This is a genomic window from Phaeobacter sp. PT47_59 (genome assembly GCF_028890025.1).
In the GTDB taxonomy this organism is placed as follows: domain Bacteria; phylum Pseudomonadota; class Alphaproteobacteria; order Rhodobacterales; family Rhodobacteraceae; genus Phycobacter.
The window spans coordinates 151,693-171,499 of sequence record NZ_JARCJL010000003.1; the positions used below are offsets into that span (position 1 = coordinate 151,693).

A 19,807-nucleotide genomic window follows, 5' to 3' on the forward strand; every position below is an offset into this window, starting at 1 on the left:
ACAAGAGCCGGTCGGATCGCGAAAACGATCCGATCCGGGCGCGGGGGCGCCGGGCAGCTTTGCGGCCCGGCGCCCCCGCGCCATCCCCCACCGCAAACCTTGCACCTACCGAATACCAAAAAGGCCCGGTCACTGACCGGGCCTCATCTCATTCACAGTATTCACAGCTTTCGATGCTGCTTAAGCCGAGGGTTCAGGCTCCATGCCCCCTTCGGGCGGAGACTTCTTCGGCTTGGCCTTGGGCACCGATGTGATCGAAGCACTGCCCTGGTCGGCATCGTCGCCCTCATCCGCACCGGAATGCGGCGGCTCGCCATTCATCACACGCTTGATCTCATCCCCGGTCAGGGTTTCGTACTCCAAGAGGCCCTGCGCCAGGCGCTCCCACTCGTCATGATGATCGGTCAGAATCTGATAGGCCCGCTCATAGCCGTTCTGGATGAAAGAGCGCACCTCATCCTCGATCATCTCCTTGGTGTGGGCCGAAACCGAGAAGCCGGCCGTATTGCCGCTGTAGCCTTCATGCGCCTCGGCATAGTCGATATTGCCGACCTTGTCGGACATGCCCCAGCGCATCACCATGGCGCGCGCCAGCTGGCTGGCCTGCTGGATGTCGCCTGCCGGACCGTTGGAGACATGGTTCTCGCCGTATTTGATGATCTCGGCGGCCTTGCCGGCCATGGTCATCGCCAGCTTCTGCTCGCACTCGTCCTTGTGCCAGTTGAGACGGTCCATCTCGGGCAGGCTCACCACCATGCCCAGGGCGCCACCGCGCGGAATGATGGTAGCCTTGTAGACCGGATCGCACTCGGGCAGCTTCAGACCCACCACGGCGTGACCGGCCTCATGATAGGCGGTCTTTTCCTTCTGATCCGCGGTCAACACCATCGAGCGGCGCTCTGCGCCCATCATCACCTTGTCCTTGGCGTTCTCGAAGTCTTCCATGGTGACAAAGCGACGACCGACGCGGGCCGCCATCAGCGCGGCCTCGTTCACCAGGTTCGCCAGATCCGCACCCGAGAACCCCGGCGTGCCGCGCGCAATGATGCGCAGGTCCACATCGGGGCCAAGCGAGGTCTTGCGCGCATGCACGCCCAGGATCTTTTCGCGGCCCTTGATATCAGGATTGCCGACGGTGACGTTGCGGTCAAAGCGACCCGGACGCAGCAGTGCGGGGTCCAGAACGTCGCGGCGGTTGGTGGCGGCGAGGATGATAACGCCCTCGTTGGCCTCGAAGCCGTCCATTTCCACCAGCAGCTGGTTCAGCGTCTGCTCGCGCTCGTCATTGCCGCCGCCATACCCGGCGCCACGATGGCGCCCCACGGCGTCGATCTCGTCGATGAAGACGATACAGGGCGCGTTCTTCTTGGCCTGTTCGAACATGTCGCGCACGCGCGATGCACCGACACCAACGAACATTTCAACGAAGTCGGAGCCAGAGATGGTGAAGAAGGGCACGCCCGCCTCACCCGCGATGGCACGGGCCAGAAGCGTCTTACCGGTGCCCGGAGGGCCCACCAGCAGCGCGCCTTTCGGGATCTTGCCGCCCAGGCGCGAGAACTTCTGCGGGTTGCGCAGGAATTCGACGATCTCTTCCAGCTCTTCCTTGGCCTCGTCAATACCGGCAACATCGTCAAAGGTGACGCGACCATGTTTCTCGGTCAGCATCTTGGCCTTGGATTTGCCAAAGCCCATGGCACCGCCCTTGCCGCCGCCCTGCATGCGGTTCATGAAATAGACCCAGACCCCGATCAACAGCAGGAACGGCAGGAGGGTGATCAGGAAGGACTGGAAGCCCGACTGCTCCTGCTTTTCGGCGCGAACCGGAATGTTGTTCTCGATCAGCATCGAGGTGACTTCGGCGTCGCCAGGCTTGATGGTGACATAGCTCTGCCCGTCCGAGGTGGTGTAGCGCACCTGCTCTCCGTCCAGCGTGACGGTGCCGACCTGGCCGCCCTCGACGGCGGCGACAAAGTCGGAATAGGTGCGTTCACGGCTCTGCATGGTGCTGCCGGACCCGCTGAACAGATTGAACAGCGCCAGGATCAGCAGGAACAGAACAACCCAGAAGGCGATATTGCGTGCATTGCCCAAGGAAAATCTCCCAATGTTCCAGACGGCACAAGGACCGCCTGCGTTGCGCTTAAAATAGGGAACATTCAGTGAGGTTCAATGCGATAAAAAGGATGCATGGAACTCTTCTTCACCCCGGATCAATTCGGCCCGGCATCCCTGCTTGGATCCGGCCAGGGGCGCCGCGCACAGTTCATCGCCGCACCAAAGGGCGGGCGTGACCTCCAGAACCGGTCCTGGTAGGTCCAGGTCGCGCCAGTCCGGGCAGTGCCTCAATCCCTCCGGCCCCAGGGCACGGATCTGGCAAGCCTCTGCATTTTCAGCAAAAAGCCTCCAGCGACTGTCCCAGACCCGATCCGCGCCGCAGGTCTTGTCCCGCAGTGCCTGCGCTTCGCGGCAGATCCAGACCTGGCCCTTGCGGCACAGGATACGCGCCCCCGACAGGGTACGCCCGCGCCCGCTGCGCGCGGCGGCGAGCGCCGCCATCATCGGTGCGCGGCGTGGTGGATACTGCGCGCCAGCGACCCAAATGATTGCCGCAGAGAGCAATCGATAGGCAATTTCATCGGGCAGCGCAGCAAATCCCGCGCCATCGAGGGAGATTGCGCCGGCACGGACCCGTGCCAGATCCCGCGCCGCACGGTCAGCATAGTGATCCAGCGCCTGCCGGGCCTGGGCCATGTTCTGAGCAACCGTCACCAGCGCCTCGACACCTAGCCCCAAATCCTCCAGCAGGGGCAGCGCTGCGCGCATCCGCACCCGGTCGAATCGCGGATCCTGGTTCGAAGGGTCCTCGATCCAGCTGACGCCCTGATCCAACAGATACTGCCGCAGCTCGGCGCGGCGCAGCTCCAGCAGCGGGCGCCAGAGGGTCACCGCCCCCATCCGCCGCGTCACCGACATGGCCGAAAGGCCACTTACGCCCGAGGCACGTTTCAAGCGCATCAACAGGGTCTCGGCCTGATCGTCCGCCGTATGGCCCAGTGCCAGACGCGAGATACCCTTGCCCGCGGCCCAGTCGGCCATCAGGGCATAGCGCGCCTGCCGGGCCTGGTCCTGAAGGTTGCCGCCCGAAGGCCCTTCATGCCAGTGCAGAATGTCGTGGGAAACGCCCAGGTCCCGCGCAAGACCTGCAACCTGCTGCGCTTCTGCGGCAGAGGCTGGACGCAAGCCATGATCGACAGTGACCGCGGAGATTTCGACCCCTTGGGGGTGCAGGCAGCGATGCAGAAGATGCAGAAGTGCGACCGAGTCGCTGCCGCCAGAGACCGCGACCCCGACCCGCTCTGGCAGCGACGCAGGCAGCCCGGCGCGCAGATGTACTAGAATATCGGCGGTGTCTTGCGTCAAGAACAGCTCAGCCGCGCCATCTCGGCCTTGGCCTTGGCGACGGTGTCATGACCGGCAAACCGCGCGCCCACTTCCGACAGGGTGATACAGGCCTGATCCATCTGCCCCAACCGGCCCAGGGCCGCGCCCAGCTCAAACAGGGCTTCGGGCGCCACCGGGCCAACCGCATCGCCGGTAAAGGCCGCCAGATAGGCCCGGGCCGCCTCTCGGGTGTCGCCCATCCCCTCCATCGCCTTACCGCGGTGGAAATCGGCCTTAACCGCCAGCGGGCTGCCCGGATAGGCCGCGTTGAAGGCCGCAAATTGCTCTGCTGCCGCCTGATAGCTGCCCGCATCAAGCGCAGCCTTGGCCGCATCGAAATCGGCGCGCTCCCCCACGGCCAGTTCCTCGGCAGCGGTGGGCAGAGGTGCGGGCGTTCCAGTGTCTTGCGCAGCGCCATCGCCGCCAAGGGTCGTGGTCTCGCCCAGCGCCGCTATATCGCCGCCCTCAAGCTCCACCAGGCGGAATTCAAGGTCACCGATCCGGTTGGTGCCATCGGTCACGATCCGGTTGATCCGATACTCCAGCTGTTCGGTCTGGGCGGTGAGCCGCTGCAGTTCCATCTCGATCGCCGCGACCCGGTCCAGAACCGATGTACCTGCCAGATTGGTGGACGGCGCGCCGGTGGTCGAAAGCTCGCGGTTGAGCCGCTGGATCTCCACATGCAGCACGGTCAGCTCTTGTCGAATATCCGCCAGCGTCTGCTGATCCTGCGCCAAAGCGGGCAGCGGCGCGCATAGGGTCGTGGCAATCAGGGCGGCACGGATCAGTTTCATGGCGTTACCCCGTCAGCCCGCTGGCCAGTACCGTGACCGCGCGGCGGTTCTTGGCATAGCAGCTTTCGGCCGAGCAGATCTCGAGCGGGCGCTCCTTGCCAAAGCTGACCACCTGGATGCGATCGCCCGCCACCCCTTGCGAAATCAGGAATTCCCGCGCCGCATTGGCGCGGCGGGCGCCTAGGGCCAGGTTGTATTCCCGGGTGCCCTGCTCGTCTGCATGGCCCTGAATGGTGACATTGTAATCCGTATTGGTCAGCAGCCAGCCTGCCTGGCCGCGCAGAACCGCCTCGGCTTCAGGCGACAGCGTGGATTGATCCACCGCGAACAGCACCCGATCGCCGATGGCCTCCTGGAAATAGGCGGGGCTGGCGGGATCCGAGGCCGAGCCCGCCGCGCCGACACCGGCGCCCGTGCCGTTAAAGCGGGTATCGTCCCAGGAGGTATCGCCACAGGCCGCCAGACCGAGGGCCGCGACCAACAGAAGTGCCTTGTTCAAACCGCTCATTCTCAATCCCTTCGCGTTTCTTGTCGGCAACCTACCATATGTTGAGTGAGGCCGCCATGCTGGTATTTATGCCCCAAAGGCGTTCGTTTCACCGGCAGGGCCTAGTTCTGCAGCGGTGACCAGGCCGGATCCGATGCCCCGTCGGGGGTGCGCACCGGTTTCAGGTTCCGCCCCGAGATATCTACCGAATAAAGCAGGGCGCGCCCGCTTGCACCTTGGGTTTCACGGGTGAACATGATCACCCGCCCGTTCGGAGACCAGGTCGGCCCCTCGTCCAGGAACGACGCCGTGAGCAAGCGCTCCTCGCTGCCGTCGGCCCGCATGACGCCGATGTGAAAACGGCCCTTGTTCTGCTTGGTAAAAGCGATGAGATCCCCGCGCGGCGACCAGACCGGCGTGCCATAGCGCCCGGTGCCGAAACTGATCCGTTGCGCCGCGCCCCCCGAGGCAGGCATCACATAGAGCTGCGGTGCGCCGGAGCGGTCGCTTTCAAAGACGATCTGGCTGCCGTCAGGCGAAAACGAGGGGGCGGTCTCGATCGAGGGCGCCGTGGTCAGGCGGCTGCGCTGACCGCTGGCAATGTCCATGGTGAACAGATCCGTGTTGCCGCCTTGCGACTGGGAATAGACCACGGTGCGCCCATCCGGCGAAAACCGCGGCGCAAAGCTCATGATGCCCTCATCGGTCGACAGGATCCGCCGCTGCACCTTGCCCACGTCCAGCACATGGATCTGGGGGAAACCGGTCTCGTAGCTGGTATAAAGCACCCGGTCGCCGGTGGGCGAAAACCGCGGCGCCAGCACGATGGCCTCGCTGTTGGTCAGATACTGCACGTTGGCGCCGTCATAATCCATGATCGCCAGGCGCTTGCGCCGGTCGTTCTTGGGACCGGTTTCCGACACGAATACCACCCGGCTGTCGAAATAGCCGCCCTCGCCGGTGATCCGGCTGTAGACCGCATCGGCCACCTTGTGCGCCATCCGCCGCCAGCCATCGGTGGAACCGGAAAACTGCAGACCGCCCCCCAATTCGTTTTCGGCAAAGACATCATAGGACCGGAAGCGCACGGTCAGCTGCCGCCCCTTGACGGTGACGGCGCCGGCAATCAGCGCCTGGGCATTGACCGCCTTCCAATCGGCAAAACGCACCGGATCGTCAAAACCGGTGATCTTGGAGATATGCGCCGAGGCGGGCACTTCGCGGAACAGGCCGGTGCCGCTCAGGTCCGCCGCCACCACCCGGGCAATCAAGGACGCATATTCCGAGGCCGCCGCATCCTCGGGGATGAAATCCGGCACCGCATAGGGCAAGGGTTCGATCACACCCTGATCGATTTCGATCCTGAGCGGCCCGGTTTGCGCCGACGCCGCGCCTGCCATCACCAGGGCCGCAGCGCAAAGGGCAAGGCCATGAACCGCCAAACGTGCCAGATAGGTGCTCATTTGATCCGCATCCTTTCGGGATTGAATGTCATCTCAATATCACGCCATTGGGCGTATTTCTCGGGGGGAAGTTGAAATCCTCGTGAACCGCAGCGGATTATTGCCCGTCTCGCGGCCTCGTAGGCCTGTTTTGCCGCAGCCGCCGAGCCGCCCGTGCTAGACAGCATGCGGATCGACCCCACGTCGGGCTTGCCATCCTGGGACAGGCTCACCCCGACGGTCACGGTGGTGCGCAGGGCATCCGATGACAATGATCCCACGTTCCAGCACTGGGAGACCGCCACCCGCAGCGCGTCCTTCTCGCCGCTGGTCAGTGGCGGGCCAGAGGGTTCGGGCGCCTCCACATCGGCACCGCCTGCAAGGGCCGCCGCCAGGGCATCTTCCACGGCCGAGCGTTCAACCGGAGTGTCGGACTGGGGCGCCTCTTGCGGCGTGGCCGCGACCCTGGGTCGTTCCGGGCGGGATCTGGGGCGCAGGGATTGGCTGGGGGCCGTCACCACCTGCTGTTCGGGCTGGTTGTCCTGCGCGCGGTTTTCCTCCGTCACGATCCGGTCGGTTGCAGCTTCCGGAGCGGTGGCCTCCTGGACCTCTTGCGGGTCTTCGGCCCCGGCATCGGGGGAGACCTCCGGCTGTTCCACCTCATCAACGGCCACATCCGGCTCCGGCGGGGCCACGGGCACGGGGGCGACCCGGTCCACCGGCGCAAGCTGCGGTGCCTCGGGCTGCGGCGGCAGGATCACGGCCGTTTCCGGCAGGGTATCAGGCGGCCTTTGCACGTCCGGCGGGGTATCCGGCACCTTCGGGTCGGGCTCCTGCACGGGCACATCCTCCACCACCGGATCCGGAGTGGGTTCGGGCAGGGGTTCGGGGCGCAGCGATTCAGGACGCGGGGGGTCCGGCTCCGGGCGTGGCTCTGGCGGAAGGGAGACCTCCGGCGCGGCACTTTCTTCCGGCGGCGTGAGCTGGGTGGCATCGGGCGCCACCACCGGCGCCTGTCGCTCCTGGCTCAAGCGCGCGAACTCCTCGGCGGAAATCAGGGTGACCTCCTGCACTGCGACGGGCGCGGGTTCAGACTGGAACCACCCGCCAAAAGCGGCCCAGCCCAGGAGCAGCGCGTGCCCTGCAAGAGAGATCTTGGTTCCGGTCTGCACGTGCCGTGCCCCCGCCTATTGGTCCGCGCCACCGCCCGCAGCGCCGACGGATGCTCCATCCAGCGCCGGGCCGCCCGTGTCGGTGACAAGGCCCACATTGGCAAAGCCGCCCGCGTTGAGCGCCCCCATCACCTGCATCACCTCGCTATAGGCAATCGCGCCATCGGCGCGCAGGAAGATCCGGTCGGAGGAGCGTTCCGCCGCAATGGCGCGCAGCTTGGCCACCAATTCGGCGCGTGGCACCGATGTGGTCTGGATCTGGATGTCTCCGCCCGCGGTCATGGTCACGGTCAGCGGCTCTTCCTCGTCGCCCGGCAGCGCGCCCGCAGCGGTTTTCGGCAATTCCACCGGCACGCCGACCGTCATCAGCGGTGCCGCCACCATGAAGATGATCAGGAGCACCAGCATCACATCCACGAAGGGGGTGACGTTGATCTCCGCCATCGGCTGCACCCGCCCCCGGCCGCGCCCACGACGGCGTCCGCCCCCCGACGCCCTTTGCTGAACAGCCGCGCCCATGGCTCAGGAATCCAGCTGGCGGCTGAGGATGGTGGCGAACTCGTCGGCAAAGGCTTCATAGCCGCCGATGATCCGGTCGCTGTCGGCACTCAGCTTGTTGTAGAAGATCACCGCCGGGATCGCCGCCAGAAGACCCAGACCCGTTGCCAATAGCGCCTCGGCAATGCCCGGCGCCACAACGGCAAGGTTGGTGTTCTGCTGCTCGGCGATCTCGACAAAGGCATGCATGATGCCCCAGACCGTGCCGAACAGGCCGATGAAGGGCGCGGTGGAGCCGACCGAGGCCAGCACCGGCAATCCGTTCTGCAGGCCTTCCGCCTCCTTGGCGATAGCCACATCCATTGATCGGTCGATCCGCGCCTGAGCGCCGGGGATCAAACCGCCATCGCTGCGGTGGCTGCGGCGCCATTCGGCCATGCCGGCCGCAAAGATCCGCTCGGACTGACCCGCGGGATCCGGCCCCAACTGGTCAAACAGCCCGTCCAGCGGCTCCCCGGACCAGAAGGCAGCCTCAAAGGCCGCTGCCTCGGCCCGTGCCTTGCGGTAGGTGATCAGTTTCTGAAAGATGATGCCCCAGGACCATATCGAGGCGGCGATCAACATCAGCATCACCAGTTTCACGGTGATGGTGGCCCGCGCGAAAAGGCCCCACATGGAGAAATCAATCTCCTGCGCCAGCGCCAGAGTTTCTGCTTCCATTAGCCTGCTCTATCGTTTTGGACCGTCTATCTGCGGCCTTGATTGGCGCAAAGCTAGCCGAAGTTGAAGCGAAAAGCCAATGAAACAGGCATGACAGGCGGCAGGAGCTAGAGCAATGCGCGAATCTCTGCCGGCAGGCGGGTCGGACGACCATCGGCTGCGGTCACGCAAACCGCCGTCACAACCGCCTTGAACAGGGGGGTATCGCCGCGACGCACCAGCTGGCGCATGGTCAGGCGCGCGCCGGTCAGTTTCTCCACCTCGGTTTCCACCATCAGCTCGTCTTCGAACTTGGCGGGAGCGAGATAATCCGCCTCGATCCGCTGAACCACCCAGATGAGACCCGCATCGCGCATGGCGTTCTGATCGTTGCCAAGCCTGCGCACCCAATCGCTGCGGGCGCGCTCGATATAGCGCAGGTAGTTGGCGTGATAGACGATCCCGCCCATGTCGGTGTCCTCGTAATAGACCCGTACCGGGAATTCATGCGTCATTTTCTGCCCTCTCCTGCTGCTGGTCGCACCCTAAGGCGCGCTCCAAGTGGCAGCAAGCCCGGCAGACCTATTCGCAGTCCGGAGCGTTCAGCGGATAGTCGGCCAAGATATCATAGCGGGCGCCATCAGGGCTGAGCGTCGAACGAAAAAGCGCCGTGCGATCAATCTGCACGTCGGGCAAAGAGAAATCCCCACGCGCCTGAAGGAACTCCCCCAATCGGCGCGCCTGCAGGTTCGGCATATCGCGGGAAAAGCGCGCCAGGGTGATGTGCGGGCGGAACCTTTCGCGGGGCAGATGGATCTCGGCCCGCTCCGCCGCCCGCCGCACCTGATCGCGGAGGCGAGACAGGGTTGGATCCGGTTCCACAGCCGCAAACAGAATGCGTGGATTGCGCCCACCGACCAGATCCAGCCCCTTGATGTTCAGCCTGAGCGGCGCGGCCGCAATCTGCGACAACTCCTGATGGAGCGCCTGAAGCGCTGCCTCGGGCTGGTCGTCCAGAAAGGCCAGCGTCAGATGCAGGTTCTCGCCGACGACGACGCGACCCACCGGGATCTCTGCCTGAAGGCGCTCCAGTGCATCAGCAGCCTCATCCGGCAGGGGAAGCCCGACAAAGGCGCGCATGGACCGGCCTCCTATTGAATGGGGTGACCCGGCGTCGCCCCCTGCAGCCGTGCGAACAGGCGTAAGGCATGAGAGGCATCATCCGCCGCCACCGGCATCATCCTGTCATAGGCGGCAGCAATGACCCCGGCAATTTCGGGGCGCAGGATGGTGGCGCCGGTTTCGGGCAGCACGGCCAGCGGCGATTGCCTGGCAAAGGCCTGTTCTCCCCACATCAGCATGACCTGCACCGCCTGGGTGAGCGCCAGCGTCTCGGCAGGCATCTTCGCCAGATCGCCGGACATGCGCAGGAAGACAAAGGCCGCCTGAATGCCCCCCTGATCGTCAAAGCGAAACGCCCGGTACTGGCTGGCATCGGTGGCCTTGAGCCGCGCAACAAGCGGGGCAAGATCGGGGATCAGGCGGTCAAGATCGGGAACCTCAAGCAGTTCATCCCAGTCGCGAAAGAAAAAGAACATGAGATTGCTGCCCAGTTCCGGATCGGTCTCTGCCATCTGATGCCCTGCCAGGGTCACCACGGCCTCCAACGCGCCCTTGAGGGTCTGAAGCGTCTCGTCCTCGACGCCAAAGACGATAGGCGCAATCGGCCGCCCCCACCGCGCAAAGGCGTAGGTTTTATCCCCTCGCAGAAACAGCGCTTCGATCCGATCCGGTGTCAGGTCCAGTATCATGAGAACGGCTCCACTACGATTGCCCGTCTGTTTCCGCCTGCGTCTATGCTGCTCTGCCCCGAACGGCAAGGGCGTGCTCCCGCGCCCGCAGGGGTATCGGCTGCGCCGATACCCCTTGGCGGCCTTGGGCGCGGCGCCGCTGTCGCGACGCGGCTGCCCCAGGGCGTACCCCTGTCCTTTTCCGGGTCAAGGGCCGCGCATGCGGCCACGCGGCACGCGTGGTTTACCCTTGAGGCAGGAAAGGACTGCCAATAATGGGACTGGTGCCTTGAGGAGCAGACCTGCTCCTCAAGGCACCTCTCAGCAAATCTCGCGCCGCGACAGCGGCGCCCCGCCCAACGGGAGCGCGGCATTTTCAATGCCAAAGCGACGGGCGGGAGAGGCTGCCTCTCAGGAAAACAGGTCACTCTGTGATTTGGGCGGCGCAATCCCCAGATGCATCCAGGCCTTTTGTGCCAGCATCCGCCCACGCGGGGTGCGCTGGATCAGACCCTGCTGCAACAGGTAGGGTTCGATCACCTCCTCCAGCGCATCGCGGCTTTCACTCAGCGCCGCAGACAGGGTTTCGATCCCCACCGGCCCGCCTGAGTAATTCTCGGCGATCAGCCGCAAATACCGCCGGTCCGCACCATCCAGGCCCAGGTTATCCACCCCAAGCCGCGTCAGCGCACCATCGGCCAGGTCCCGGGTGATCGTTCCATCGCCCTCGACCACCGCAAAGTCCACCACGCGGCGCAAGAGCCGTCCTGCGATCCTTGGGGTACCCCGCGCGCGCCGCGCGATCTCTCGCGCACCGGCGTCATCGGCCGGGGCGCCCAGCTTGCGGGCGTTTCGGCTGACGATCTCATGCAGTTCATCCACCGTATAAAACTGCAGCCGCGTCGGAATGCCGAACCGGTCCCTCAGCGGTGTGGTCAAAAGCCCCATCCGTGTCGTCGCCCCCACCAGGGTAAAGGGCTGCAGCTCGATCCGCACGGTGCGCGCGGCGGGGCCTTCGCCGATCACCAGATCCAGCTCGAAATCCTCCATCGCCGGGTAAAGCACCTCTTCCACCGCCGGATTGAGCCTGTGGATCTCGTCGATGAACAGGACATCGCGCGCCTCGAGGTTCGTGAGGATCGCCGCCAGATCGCCCGCCTTGGCCAGAACCGGCCCCGAGGTCATGCGGAAATTCACTCCCAGCTCCCGCGCCACGATCTGCGCCAGCGTCGTCTTGCCCAGGCCCGGTGGCCCGTGAAACAGGGTGTGATCCATCGCCTCGCCGCGGCGGCGGGCGCTTTCGATAAAGACGCGCAGGTTGGCGCGGGCCTCGGCCTGACCGATGAATTCCGACAGGCCTTGCGGGCGCAGGGCGCGGTCGTTGTCCTGTTCGCTGTCCTCGGGCAGGGGCGCGGGGCGCAGGGTCGGATCTGCATCAATCATCACGGCTTACCCCTTTGGCGCCAAGAGGCGCAGGGCCGCGCGGATCAATTCGGCCTCTCCGGCCTCGGGGCTGTCGCCCGCAGCCTCGGCCACGGCAGCGGCGGCCTCGGACGGGCCATAGCCGAGGTTCGAAAGCGCCGAAAGCGCTCCGGCAGAGGCCGCCGCCGCACCCGAGGGCGCCTTGGGCTTGGCCGCTTTCCCCTTCTTCGGCGCGGGCGTAGCCTCGGCAGGCTCCACCACATCCGCAAGCGAGGGACCCTCCATCGCCTCGGACACCGTGCCGCCCATGGCCATCACCCCGGGTGCCTTGTCCTTCAGATCCAGAACGATGCGCTGCGCGGTCTTGGGGCCGACGCCCTTGGCGGCCTTGACAGCCGCCCAGTCGCCCAGGGCAATGGCGCGGCTTACCCCGTCGGGACCAAGCGCGCCCAGGATGGCGAGCGAAACCTTGGCCCCCACCCCCTGCACCGAGGTCAGCAGGCGATGCCATTCCTTTTCCACCAGCGAGGGAAAGCCATAAAGCTGCATCAGGTCTTCACGCACCAGGAGTTCCGTATAAAGCGCCACCGGTTCACCGACGCCGGGCAGGGCCGCAAGGGTGCGATCCGAGCAATAGACGATATAGCCGACGCCGCGCACATCGATCAGCACGTGGTCCGCTGCGCGATACTCCAGCCGTCCGGTCAGCTTGCCGATCATGCGCGCACCTCCTTCAACACCCGCTGTTGCGTGCCCCCGTAATAGGCGTGGCAAATGGCGATGGCCAGCGCATCGGCGGCATCGGCACCCTTGGGGTTACAGCCGGGCAGCTGCAGCTTCACCATATGCAGGATCTGCCCCTTGTCCGCATGTCCCACGCCCACCACCGTTTTCTTCACGCGGTTGGGGGCATATTCGCCCACCGGCAGCCCGGCCTTGGCCAGGGTCAGAAGCGCGACGCCCCGCGCCTGCCCCAGCTTCAGCGTGCCCGCACCATCCTTGTTCACGAAGGTCTGTTCGATGGCGGCCTGATCCGGGCAGTATTGCGCGATCACCTCGCCCACCTGATTGTGCAGCGACAACAGCCGCTCGCCCAGATCATCGCCATCGGAATGACACAGCCCGTTGGCCACATGGGACAGCCGCGTGCCTTGCGATTCGATGATCCCCCAGCCCAGGGTCCGCAGCCCCGGATCGATCCCCAAAATCCGCATATCCGCCCTGCCCCTGCCTGTTCATTCGAATTGTTTTGAAATGAGTTAGCACAAAAGGCGAACATATCCAATCGCTTTTGCCCTGGCCTTCTCCCTTGGGGTGGGGAAAACAAGAGACGAAAGCGCCGCCTCAATGTCTGGTCACGACATTTTGCAGGCGCCTGCTCCCAATTGGCACATCGCCCTTATTTGCAAGGGCGAGAGCTATGCAAAAAGCGCGTGGTGCTATGCAAAAATCGATCTTGCTGGGGGAAGATTTCGCCTCTACCTGCCGCTTAACGCGCAGCGGGCCACTCGCACCACTTCACGGCCCCGGCGCATTTTGGAAACACATACCCAAGAGGACAAGGATATGGCTGCATTTGACACCACCCGCACCACCTATGGCTCCACCGGCCTGTTTGGTCGTATCGGCGGCCTTCTGGACAATGCCCTGGCATCGGCCGTGGCCTGGAACGACGCCCGAGCCACCCGCAACGCCCTGTCGGCGCTCAGCGACCGCGATCTGGCCGATATCGGCATGTGCCGCGGCGATATCGACGATATTGCCCTGGGCAAATCGCACCGCTGATCACCCAGCAATCTGACTGCCAACCCTTTTCCCTCGGGGGCAGACAAGACCGCCGCAGACCCGACCCGGGCTGCGGCGTTTTTATTTTTCATTTGATCACAGAGCCTGCAACGCAGGCAGGTCGGGTTCCGTCAATGCACGTAGGGGCGCAGCTTTTGTCCGATCAGGACGGAAATCGGCTCGGCCTGCATGACAAAGGCCCCGGCCCGCTCCACCGCAATGCCGCGCGACAGCTCGGCCACGCGTGCATCGTAGCTTGCAAAGCCCAAGCTCGCCATCAGGAACCCTTTGAACAGGAAGACAGAGCAAAAAAGAAAGACGACGGCGCGCGGCGTCACCCGAGACCGGGACGCACGCGATCTGCGCGGCTTCACCATGATCAGCCCGTCCGAGCCGACATGCGCCGAATAGCCCGATGACATGGCCTCGTGCTTGTCTTCAAGACGGCGCAGACGCGCGTTGAATTCTCGATGTTGTTTGCCCATACCATGAGCTCCCCGAACTGGCCCCCACCAGCGGATGAGTCACCATGCGACGGAAATGTGGCAAGTTTTGGGCAGTTTTCTAAAATTCTCGATAAACTTGGATCAATCAGCCCGCTTTTTTCAACAGCAGCGTGGTCCATTCGCCGATCTCATCCCGGCGCTGCAAGGCAAGGCCGTTCTCGCCGTAGACCGCGATCACATTGTCGGCCTGATCGTTGAGGATACCGGACAGGATCGCATATCCGCCCGCGCGCAGGTTGGCGGCGATATCGGGCGACAGTGCCACCAGCGGCCCTTTCAGGATATTGGCAAAGATCAGGTCATAGGGTGCCGCAGCCTTCAGATCCGCATGATCGAACCCGGCGGCCTCCAGGCAGGTCACCTGCCCGGCCATGTCGTTGGCCTTGAGGTTGGCCTCGGCCACCTCGACCGCGACCTCGTCGATGTCGCTGGCGATGAACTGCCCGTCCCAGACCCGAGCCGCCGCCATGGCCAGAACCGCGGTGCCACAGCCAATGTCAGCCACCTTGGCGCCGGTAAACCCGGTGTCGATCAGATGATCCAGGGCGCGCAGGCAGCCCAGCGTGGTGCCGTGGTGGCCGGTGCCGAATGCCATCGCCGCTTCGATCAGCAGGGGGATCTTGCCCGCGGGCACCTTGTCCGCGTCATGGCTGCCGTAGACGAAGAACCGCCCGGCCTCCACCGGAGCCAGCTCGCGGCGCACATGGGCAACCCAATCGGTTTCCGGCAGTTCAGACACGGCAAAGGGTTTTGCCTCATGCATCGCAGCAAGCAGCGCCAGACCCGCCTCGTCTGGGGCTTCGGTGAAATAACCGCCAACCTCCCAGATGCCGGATCCATCCTCGACCTCGAAGACACCGACGCCGGTGGGTTCGGGCATCAGTCGTTCCATCGCCTCGCCCAGCGCCTCGGCTTTGGCTTTTCCGGTGAGGGTGGTCAGGGCAGTGAAGGTGGGCATGGCGTCTCTCCAGGGATTGCTGACATGCGCCTAGGCCGCGCGCGGCCCGGCGTCAAGCACAAGCACCGAACGCCTCACTCGGCAGGCGCGGCAGAGAGGTACTTGGAGAACACCGTCTCGTTGCCCGGCTCGGGGTGGCGCGGGATCAGGCAGGCCAGCGTCAGCGATACCAGCGCCATCGCCGCCGCCAGGCCAAAGACCGCACCGGGCGAGATCACCCAGAGCATGCCCAGGAGCACCGGCAGGAACACGGCCGCGATATGGTTGATGGTAAAGGCCACGGCGGCGGTGGGCGCGATGTCACCGGGATCAGCGATCTTCTGGAAATAGGTCTTGAGCGCCAGCGCCAGCGCAAAGAGCACGTGATCGATCACGTAGAGCGTCGCCGCCAGCAACACACCCCAGCCAAACCAGTAAAGCCCGCCATAAAGCGCAAAGACGGTGGCAAGACCGGCATATTCGAAGATCAGCGTGCGCCGCTCGCCAAATGTGGCCACGAAGCGACCCAGCAGCGGCGCGACGGCCATGTTGATCACCAGGTTGATCAGAAACAATCCGGTGACCTCGTGGACGTCAAAGCCGAATTTCTCCACCATCATGAAGCCCGCGAAAACCACGAAGATCTGCCGCCGCGCACCGGCCATGAACTGCAGTGCATAATAAAGCCAGTAACGGCGGCGCAGCACCAGCTTCTTGACCTGCGGATGGGGCGCTTCGAACTGCGGGTAGGCCATCAGGCAGACAAGGGCGAGCAGCGTCGTCACCCCACATGCAGTCATGAACACCACATTGTAGCTGAGGCTCAAAGGCTCCCACAGAAGCACGATCAGCCCGTAGACCACCAGCGTCGCCGCCGACCCCGCCGCCAACAGCCAGCCCAGCATCTGCGGTGCGCGGTCTTTCGGCAGCCATTGCAGCTGCAGCGACTGGTTCACCGTCTCGTAGTAGTGAAACCCGATCGAGGACAGCATGGTGATGGTCAGGATCCCGCCCAGAGACGGAAACCAGGCCGTGACCGCCGTAGCCGCCCCCAACAGCATCAGCGAGACAAGCCCCAGCACCTGTTCGCGCACCAGCATGATCACCGCGATCACCCCGATGGCCAAAAAGCCGGGGATCTCGCGCACCGTGTGCAGCAGGCCGATGTCGGCGCCGTCGAAATCAGCGACCTCGATCACGAAGTTGTTGAGCAGCGCATTCCAGGCGTTGAAGGCAATCGGCATGCAGAGCGCCATGACGAACAGCAGCGTGGTCGGGCGGCGCCAGCGCGGCAGATCGCGCGCGCTCTCTATCGGGATCGGCTTGAACATGAGATCAGCCTTTACGCCTCTTTCCCGGTTCTGGCGAGGGCAAAACACCGCGCGCACATCTGATCTGCATCAATGCGAGGGTCACATTTCATACATATTAGGATGCGTGCATGGATCAGGAGGCGCGCTATGGATCTGGTATCAATTGTCGAACGTATCGGTGAGGCTCCGACGGCGGCCCTGTTTGGCCTGGCCACCGGGCTGACCTTTGGCATTGCCGCCCAGCGCTCGCACTTCTGCCTGCGCGCGGCCACCGTGGAATTCGCCCGTGGGCGGATGGAAGACAAGGTGGCGGTCTGGCTGCTGACCTTTTCCACCGCCGTGGTCTGGGTGCAGGCGGCCGAGCTTTTGGGGCTGATGAGTTCGGCGGATGCGCGGATGATGGCCGTGCCCGGCAGCTGGTCCGGCGCCGTGATCGGCGGCTTGCTGTTTGGCGCGGGCATGGTGCTGGCGCGCGGCTGTTCGGGCCGCCTTCTGGTGCTGGCGGCCACCGGCAACCTGCGGTCTGTCGTCTCGGGTCTAATCTTTGCCGTTGTGGCCCAGATGAGCCTTGCGGGCGTGCTCTCGCCCCTGCGCGACAAGCTGGCCGCGCTCTGGGTCACCTCGGGCGGGCGCAACATGGATCTGATGGCCGTCGCGGGCCTGCCAGAATGGGGCGGACTGGCACTGGGCGCGGCGATTGCGGTGCTGGCGCTGTGGCTGTCGCGCAGGAACCGTATCGGTGCGGCGCGGCTGGTGTTTGCCTCGGGCGTGGGCTTTGCCGTCGCCTTGGGCTGGGTGCTCACCCATGGCCTGAGCCTTGTGGCCTTTGACCCGGTGCAGATCGAAAGCGCCACTTTCACCGGACCCTCGGCCCATACGCTGATGTTCTTCCTGGATCGCAACGCCATTCTGGAATTCGACGTGGGCCTGGTGCCTGGCGTCTTCATCGGCGCGATGATCGCCGCCACCCTTGCCGGAGAGATGAAGATCCAGGCTTTTGACGGTCCCGTCACCATGCGCAAGGCGATGATCGGCGCCGCACTGATGGGCTTTGGCGGCATGCTGGCAGGTGGCTGCGCCATCGGCGCGGGCGTCACCGGCGGATCAATCTTTGCCGGAACCGCCTGGCTGGCACTATTCTGCATGTGGGTGGGCGCCATGGTCACCGATCTTCTGGTCGATCAACGCGCCGAACGCGCGCTGGCCTAAGTCAGCCTTCAGAAGAAGCTCTGCGGGTCGATATCGACGCTGAGCCGCAGATCGCCTTTCAGCCGCAAGGGCGCGATCCAGCGGGCAATGGCCTCTTGCAGGGGGGCGCCCTTGGCGGCCTTCACCAACATCCGCACCCGGTGGCGCCCCCGGATGCGGGCAATGGGCGCAGGCGCAGGCCCAAAGAGCTGCGCCCCGATCTGGCGCAGCGCGCCGTCGTTGCGCGCCAGCGTTTCGCCCAGATCAAAGACCTGCGCCAGATCTGGCCCCGACAGGATGATCCCCGCCATGCGGCCAAAGGGCGGCACCCCGGCGGCCTGCCGCTCGGCGGCCTCGGCCTTCCAGAAGGCCTCCTCGTCTCCCGACAGGATCGCGCGGATCACCGGGTGCTCGGGCTGGAAGGTCTGCAACAGCGCCTCGCCGGGTTTTTCCGCACGCCCCGCCCGGCCCGCAACCTGCCGCATCAGCTGGAATGTCCGCTCTGCCGCGCGCAGGTCCGATCCCTGCAGGCCCAGATCCGCATCAATCACCCCCACCAGCGTCAGCAGCGGAAAGTTGTGTCCCTTGGCCACCAGCTGCGTGCCAAGGATGATATCCGCCTCCCCCGCCGCAATCTCCTCGATCCTCTGTTTCAGGGCGCGGGCCGATCCGAACAGATCCGAACTCAGGACCGCGATGCGCGCCTCGGGGAACAGTGCCGCCGCTTCTTCACCCAGCCGCTCGATGCCGGGGCCGACCGGGGCCATCTTGCCCTCGACCTGACAGGAGGGGCAGACCTCGGGCACGGGTTTTGTCTCGCCGCATTGGTGGCACATCAGCCGTTTCAGGAAGCGGTGCTCCACCATGCGGCTGTCGCAGTGATCGCAGGCCACCTGCGCACCGCAGGCCCGGCAGATCGTCACCGGCGCAAATCCCCGGCGGTTGAGGAACAACAACGACTGCTCACCGCGTTCCAGGCGCGCCTTCATGGCAAATTTCAGCGTCGGAGAGATCCAGGTCGAGGGCAGCAAATCCTCGGACCGCATATCCACCGCGCGCATCTCCGGCAGCACCGAGGCGCCAAACCGGGATTTCAGATCCAGCCGCTTGTACTTCCCGGCCTCTGCATTGGCCCAGGTTTCCAGGCTGGGCGTGGCCGAGGCCAGCACAACTTGGGCCGAACACATGGCCGCGCGCAGCACCGCCATGTCACGGGCGTTGTAAAGGACGCCATCCTCCTGCTTGTAGGAGGTATCATGCTCCTCATCGACGATGATCAGACCCAGATCGCGAAACGGCAGGAACAGGGCCGAGCGCGCGCCGATCACCAGTTGCGCCTTGCCCTGCCCGACCATTCGCCAGACCCGGCGCCGCTCGGTCATGGTGGCGCCCGAGTGCCATTCCGCCGGTGTGGCGCCGAACCGCGCCTCGACCCGTTTCAGAAACTCCGCCGTCAGCGCGATTTCCGGCAATAGCACCAGTGCCTGACGCCCGGTGCGCAAAGCAGCCGCCACGGCCTCAAGATACACCTCGGTCTTGCCCGACCCGGTGACGCCCTTCAGCAGCGTGGTGCCATAGGCGCCGCTCTTGACGCCCTCCTCCAGTGCCGCCGCGGCCGTCGCCTGATCCTGGGTCAGCTCCTTGCCGGGAAGATCGGGATCCAGATGCGGATAGGGCAGATCGCGCGGGGTTTCCTCCTCACGCAGGGCGCCCTGTTTCACCAGGCCCTTCACCACCGATGGGGTGACGCCTGCCATATCGGCCAGCTCTTTCGGTGTGAAGGCGAGGCCGCCATATTCCTCGATCGTGTCCAGCACCCGTGCGCGGGCATCGGTCATCCGGTCGGGGTCCCGATCGCCGCGCCGCAGGATCTTGCGCATCGAGGGCGGATCAGACAGCCCCGGCGCGCGGCTCGCCAGCCGCAGCATCGCGGGCATCGGTGTCAGCGTGTAATCGGCGGCCTTGCCAAGGAAGGCGCGCATCTCGCTGCGCATCGGCGCCACATCCAGCACGCGGATGACGCTGCGCAGTTTCGACGAATCAAAGCCGCCCGCACCCGGCCCCCAGACCACGCCCAAGACCTTGCGCGGACCCAGGGGCACCTCCACATAGGCGCCAAGAAAACAGCCGCCTTCCGGCGCACGGTAATCCAGAAGCCGGTCAAGCGGTTGCGTGGTCAGCACCGCCACCCGTTCCCCTGCCTCGAAATGCTCCTGTCCGCTCACCGCTGCCTACCTTCCGCCCCAGCGCCCCGCCGGGGCTTTTTAATGCCTCTCCCATGAGGTAAAGGCTAGTCTAAACAAGGCCAACCCACGCCAAAGGATTACGTC

At 64.8% G+C, this 19,807-nt stretch carries 20 protein-coding genes; 2 read left to right on the top strand and 18 right to left on the bottom strand.

Features of this window, described 5'->3' with window-relative positions; genetic code table 11:
• Positions 1 to 180: 180 nt before the first annotated feature.
• The 14 genes from ftsH to ruvC form a co-directional block, all read right to left on the bottom strand.
• The gene (ftsH, locus tag PXK01_RS04010) at positions 181 to 2,094 is read right to left on the bottom strand and encodes an ATP-dependent zinc metalloprotease FtsH (protein WP_274847507.1); all 1,914 of its coding nucleotides are present in this window, start codon (positions 2,092 to 2,094) and stop codon (positions 181 to 183) included.
• A gap of 75 nt (positions 2,095 to 2,169) precedes the next feature.
• Positions 2,170 to 3,423, bottom strand: coding sequence for a tRNA lysidine(34) synthetase TilS (tilS, locus tag PXK01_RS04015; protein ID WP_274858961.1), 1,254 nt, complete (start codon positions 3,421 to 3,423; stop codon positions 2,170 to 2,172).
• Positions 3,420 to 4,238, bottom strand: a complete 819-nt coding sequence (gene ybgF / locus PXK01_RS04020; RefSeq protein ID WP_274858962.1) for a tol-pal system protein YbgF — start codon at positions 4,236 to 4,238, stop codon at positions 3,420 to 3,422. Before ybgF ends, tilS begins: the two co-directional genes overlap by 4 nt.
• Positions 4,239 to 4,242: 4 nt before the next feature.
• A complete protein-coding gene (pal, locus tag PXK01_RS04025) occupies positions 4,243 to 4,746 on the bottom strand; it encodes a peptidoglycan-associated lipoprotein Pal (protein WP_274858963.1) in 504 nt (167 codons plus the stop codon).
• 101 nt (positions 4,747 to 4,847) lie between these two features.
• On the bottom strand, positions 4,848 to 6,125 hold the full coding sequence (tolB, locus tag PXK01_RS04030) for a Tol-Pal system beta propeller repeat protein TolB (RefSeq protein ID WP_446728419.1): 1,278 nt from the start codon (positions 6,123 to 6,125) through the stop codon (positions 4,848 to 4,850).
• Between the two features lie 59 nt (positions 6,126 to 6,184).
• Entirely contained in the window at positions 6,185 to 7,339 is a 1,155-nt protein-coding gene (locus PXK01_RS04035; protein ID WP_274858965.1) for an energy transducer TonB, read from the bottom strand.
• Positions 7,340 to 7,354: 15 nt separating this feature from the next.
• A complete protein-coding gene (gene tolR / locus PXK01_RS04040; protein ID WP_274847501.1) occupies positions 7,355 to 7,858 on the bottom strand; it encodes a protein TolR in 504 nt (167 codons plus the stop codon).
• Between the two features lie 3 nt (positions 7,859 to 7,861).
• Positions 7,862 to 8,557: a protein TolQ gene (gene tolQ, locus PXK01_RS04045; protein ID WP_274847500.1), complete on the bottom strand. Its 696-nt coding sequence runs from the start codon at positions 8,555 to 8,557 to the stop codon at positions 7,862 to 7,864.
• Positions 8,558 to 8,664: 107 nt separating this feature from the next.
• Positions 8,665 to 9,051 (bottom strand): tol-pal system-associated acyl-CoA thioesterase, encoded by a 387-nt coding sequence (gene ybgC, locus PXK01_RS04050; protein WP_274858966.1) that lies wholly within the window; start codon positions 9,049 to 9,051, stop codon positions 8,665 to 8,667.
• Positions 9,052 to 9,118: 67 nt separating this feature from the next.
• Positions 9,119 to 9,676, bottom strand: coding sequence for an RNA 2',3'-cyclic phosphodiesterase (gene thpR, locus PXK01_RS04055; RefSeq protein WP_274858968.1), 558 nt, complete (start codon positions 9,674 to 9,676; stop codon positions 9,119 to 9,121).
• Between the two features lie 11 nt (positions 9,677 to 9,687).
• Positions 9,688 to 10,347: a hypothetical protein gene (locus PXK01_RS04060; RefSeq protein ID WP_274858969.1), complete on the bottom strand. Its 660-nt coding sequence runs from the start codon at positions 10,345 to 10,347 to the stop codon at positions 9,688 to 9,690.
• Between the two features lie 390 nt (positions 10,348 to 10,737).
• On the bottom strand, positions 10,738 to 11,769 hold the full coding sequence (gene ruvB / locus PXK01_RS04065) for a Holliday junction branch migration DNA helicase RuvB (protein WP_274847496.1): 1,032 nt from the start codon (positions 11,767 to 11,769) through the stop codon (positions 10,738 to 10,740).
• A 6-nt stretch (positions 11,770 to 11,775) separates the two neighbouring features.
• Entirely contained in the window at positions 11,776 to 12,468 is a 693-nt protein-coding gene (gene ruvA, locus PXK01_RS04070) for a Holliday junction branch migration protein RuvA (protein WP_274858970.1), read from the bottom strand.
• Positions 12,465 to 12,962 (bottom strand): crossover junction endodeoxyribonuclease RuvC, encoded by a 498-nt coding sequence (gene ruvC, locus PXK01_RS04075; protein WP_274847494.1) that lies wholly within the window; start codon positions 12,960 to 12,962, stop codon positions 12,465 to 12,467. Before ruvC ends, ruvA begins: the two co-directional genes overlap by 4 nt.
• A 352-nt stretch (positions 12,963 to 13,314) precedes the next feature.
• Between ruvC and PXK01_RS04080 the strand changes: the two genes are divergently transcribed.
• Entirely contained in the window at positions 13,315 to 13,533 is a 219-nt protein-coding gene (locus tag PXK01_RS04080) for a DUF1127 domain-containing protein (protein WP_274847493.1), read from the top strand.
• A 131-nt stretch (positions 13,534 to 13,664) separates the two neighbouring features.
• Here the strand turns inward: PXK01_RS04080 and PXK01_RS04085 are convergent, their stop codons facing one another.
• The 3 genes from PXK01_RS04085 to PXK01_RS04095 form a co-directional block, all read right to left on the bottom strand.
• The gene (locus PXK01_RS04085; RefSeq protein WP_274858971.1) at positions 13,665 to 14,018 is read right to left on the bottom strand and encodes a hypothetical protein; all 354 of its coding nucleotides are present in this window, start codon (positions 14,016 to 14,018) and stop codon (positions 13,665 to 13,667) included.
• 106 nt (positions 14,019 to 14,124) lie between these two features.
• Positions 14,125 to 14,997 carry a 50S ribosomal protein L11 methyltransferase gene (locus PXK01_RS04090; RefSeq protein WP_274858972.1) on the bottom strand — a complete coding sequence of 291 codons (873 nt, stop codon included), beginning with the start codon at positions 14,995 to 14,997 and terminating at the stop codon, positions 14,125 to 14,127.
• A 74-nt stretch (positions 14,998 to 15,071) separates the two neighbouring features.
• The gene (locus PXK01_RS04095; protein ID WP_274858973.1) at positions 15,072 to 16,307 is read right to left on the bottom strand and encodes an MFS transporter; all 1,236 of its coding nucleotides are present in this window, start codon (positions 16,305 to 16,307) and stop codon (positions 15,072 to 15,074) included.
• A 129-nt stretch (positions 16,308 to 16,436) separates the two neighbouring features.
• On the opposite strand from PXK01_RS04095, the gene PXK01_RS04100 reads away from it, so the two are divergent.
• On the top strand, positions 16,437 to 17,498 hold the full coding sequence (locus PXK01_RS04100; RefSeq protein ID WP_274858974.1) for a YeeE/YedE family protein: 1,062 nt from the start codon (positions 16,437 to 16,439) through the stop codon (positions 17,496 to 17,498).
• Positions 17,499 to 17,506: 8 nt separating this feature from the next.
• Here PXK01_RS04100 and PXK01_RS04105 read toward each other — a convergent pair whose 3' ends face one another.
• Entirely contained in the window at positions 17,507 to 19,702 is a 2,196-nt protein-coding gene (locus PXK01_RS04105; protein WP_274858975.1) for a primosomal protein N', read from the bottom strand.
• Positions 19,703 to 19,807 lie beyond the last annotated feature (105 nt).